This is a genomic window from Actinomadura sp. NPDC000929 (assembly GCF_040492065.1).
In the GTDB taxonomy this organism is placed as follows: Bacteria; Actinomycetota; Actinomycetes; order Streptosporangiales; family Streptosporangiaceae; genus Spirillospora; species Spirillospora verrucosospora.
In genome coordinates this window covers 1-2,650 of record NZ_JBEUPA010000305.1, presented here as the reverse complement: position 1 = coordinate 2,650, position 2,650 = coordinate 1, and the positions used below count along the sequence as shown (strand labels likewise).

Here is a 2,650-nt window from a genome sequence, read left to right as displayed (position 1 = left end):
CCGGGACCAACCGGCGGGCCAGCGCCGGGGCGGGGGCGCACCGCGGCACGCCCGGCCAGAACCCGGCGTCCCAGCCGAACCCGGGGGCCCGGCGCCCGCCGCGCGGGGCCCGGGCGGCCTGCCCGACGCCGTTGGCGGCCGCCCACAGCCCGAGGGCGCGGCCGCGCCGCCCGCCGCCGAACAGCGAGGCGATCAGCGCCATGACCGCGGGCAGCATCGCGGCGGTCGCGACGCCCTGCACCGCGCGCATCGCGACCAGGGAGGCCAGGTCGCCGGCGAGCCCGGCGCCCGCCGAGCCGATCCCGAGCAGCAGCATCGCGGCGAGGAACACCCGGCGGGGGCCGCAGCGGTCGCCGAGCCACCCCGACAGCGGCAGCAGCACGGCGAACGGGAGCGTGAACCCGACGACGACCAGGGTGCCGGCGGAGATCGAGGCGTCCAGGTCGCGCAGGATCAGCGTGAGCGGGACGTTGACGATCGTGTTGGCGACGGTGCCGGTGAACGTGCCGAGCAGCAGCGGGACGAGCGCCGGCCACGGCCCGCGCCCCGTGCCGCGCCCGTCCGCCGGGTCAGGCTCGGCCAACGGGCCGCCGCCGTCGGGGCCCGCCGTTGGCGGCGTCCTCCGGGGGGACGTGCACGAGGATCTCCCCGTCCTCCTCCTTCACCGGGTACACCGTGATCGGCCTGGTCGCGGGCGGGGTGATCGGCTCGCCGGACCCGAAGTCGAAGACGCTGCCGTGGCACGAGCACAGCAGCCCGTCCTCGGTCACCCGCCCGGACGACAGGAGGCAGTCCAGGTGGGTGCAGTAGTTCGACATGGCGTGCACCTCGCCGTCCCAGCGGGCGACGGCGACCTCCGCCTCGCCCACGAAGAAGCGGCGGACGACGCCCTCGGGCACCTGCCCCGAGCGGGCCACGCGCTGGTATTCCATCGGTCGCTCCCTAGCTGAGTGTGTCGAGCAGGTCGGTGAGGTCGGCGTCCTCGTCGCGCAGGGCGCCGGGGTCCAGGACGGCCCCGCGGGCGATGAGCTGCCGGGCGATCGCGAGGTCGCCGCCGCGGTCCACGGTGAACGCGGCGCGCAGCACGCCGTCCGCGAGGTAGAACGCGATGAAGTCGAAGTCCTCGACGCGGCCCCGGACGACGAGCCGGTCCGTGCCCTCGCCGTGCCCCGCGTGCTGGACGGCGTGGCCGAACTGGTCGGACCAGAACCAGGGCGGCGCCGTGTGCGCCGACGCGCCGCCGAGGATGTTCTTGGCCGCCGCCATGCCCTGCGCGTTGGCGTTGTCGAAGTGCTCGGCGCGGACGTGCCGTCCGAGGAGCGGCTGCCACTGGCAGGCCACGTCGCCCGCGGCGTAGACGCCGTCCACGCCGGTGCGGCAGTACGCGTCGACCGCGATGCCGCCGGGGGTCTCGATCCCGGCGCCGGTGACGGGCTCGACGTTCGGGACCATCCCGGCGCCGACGACCACCACGTCCGCCTCCAGGGCCGTCCCGCCGCTGGTGGTGACGACGGCGCCGGACGCGGTCTCCTCGTACCGCTCGACCTTCTCGCCGGTGCGCAGGTCGACGCCGTTCGTGCGGAGCATCGCGGCCATCACGTCGCCCATGGGCTCGCCGACGACGTGCCCGAGCGGGCGCCCTGCCCGCTCGACGACCGTGACGTGCGCGCCGCGGTCGAGCGCGGTGGAGGCGACCTCGCAGCCGATGAACCCGGCGCCGACCACCACGACCCGCGCGCCCGGCCGCAGCTCGCCGCGGAGCCGGTCGGCGTCGGCGACGGTGCGCAGGTGGCGGACGCGCTCGCCCTCGACGCCGGGCAGCCGCCGGGGGCGCCCGCCGGTCGCGACGAGCAGGGCGTCGCCCCGCAGCACGGTGCCGTCCGCCAGTTCCAGGGCCCGCTCGGCGGGGCGGATCGCGGCGGCCGCGACGCCTAGCCGCAGCTCCACGTCGTTGGCCTCGCACCATTCGGGGGTGAGCAGGCACAGCTCGTCGCGGTCCTGCTCCCCCGCCAGGTACTCCTTCGACAGCGGCGGGCGCTGGTAGGGCGCCTCGTGCTCGGCGCCGACGAGGGTGACGCGGCCGTCGAAGCCGCGGCGGCGCAGCGTGCGGGCGGCGACCGCGGCCGTCTGCCCCGCCCCCGCCACCAGGACGTCTCTCATGAGGGGTGCTCCTCCGACAGGATCCGGGGCCGCGGGTCGACGTAGACGTCGTCGCCGTCGACGCGCACGGCATGGCTCGGCTGGCATTCGTCCCGGCCCTCGATCTCGCCGGTCTCCGGGTCGAACACCCACTGGTGCCCGGGGCAGATCACCCGTCCGTTCAGGACGGCTCCCTTGGACAGCGACCGCTGCTTGTGGACGCACACGTCGTCCAGCGCGTAGACGTCGCCGCCGACCAGGAAGAGCGCGATCCGCCGTCCCCCGACGGTCACGGCGAGGCGCCGGCGCCGGCGCACCTCGGCGAGCGCGGCGGCCCGCACCCACTCGCCCGTCTGCTGCTCCACGGTCGTCCTCCCTGCTGGATGGCCGGGGGCGGGGGGGGGCGCCGCCCCCCCCCCCCGCCCGGGTAGGGGGAGGCGCGGAGGAGGTGGGGGGTTTAGGTTGTGTGGTTAAGGGCCCGCGGGTTTGTGTAACGCCAATACCCGCCCCC

At 76.4% G+C, this 2,650-nt stretch carries 4 protein-coding genes; all 4 read right to left on the bottom strand.

What is annotated here, in order from left to right; translation table 11 throughout:
• Window positions 1-583: MFS transporter (locus tag ABWI04_RS42405; RefSeq protein ID WP_353835940.1), on the bottom strand; the 583-nt coding region annotated here is incomplete at its 3' end.
• The gene (locus ABWI04_RS42400; RefSeq protein ID WP_345184521.1) at window positions 570-932 is read right to left on the bottom strand and encodes a Rieske (2Fe-2S) protein; all 363 of its coding nucleotides are present in this window, start codon (window positions 930-932) and stop codon (window positions 570-572) included. The genes ABWI04_RS42405 and ABWI04_RS42400, both read right to left, overlap by 14 nt.
• 10 nt (window positions 933-942) lie before the next feature.
• The gene (locus ABWI04_RS42395) at window positions 943-2,160 is read right to left on the bottom strand and encodes an NAD(P)/FAD-dependent oxidoreductase (protein ID WP_353835939.1); all 1,218 of its coding nucleotides are present in this window, start codon (window positions 2,158-2,160) and stop codon (window positions 943-945) included.
• Window positions 2,157-2,504: a Rieske (2Fe-2S) protein gene (locus ABWI04_RS42390; protein ID WP_345184525.1), complete on the bottom strand. Its 348-nt coding sequence runs from the start codon at window positions 2,502-2,504 to the stop codon at window positions 2,157-2,159. The genes ABWI04_RS42395 and ABWI04_RS42390 overlap by 4 nt, the downstream gene beginning before the upstream one ends.
• Between the last annotated feature and the right edge of the window lie 146 nt (window positions 2,505-2,650).

Bases quoted from the DNA above. Each gene is read 5' to 3' on its own strand.
- ABWI04_RS42400 (WP_345184521.1), bottom strand. From the start codon at position 932: ATGGAATACCAGCGCGTGGCCCGCTCGGGGCAGGTGCCCGAGGGCGTC.
- ABWI04_RS42395 (WP_353835939.1), bottom strand. From the start codon at position 2,160: ATGAGAGACGTCCTGGTGGCGGGGGCGGGGCAGACGGCCGCGGTCGCC.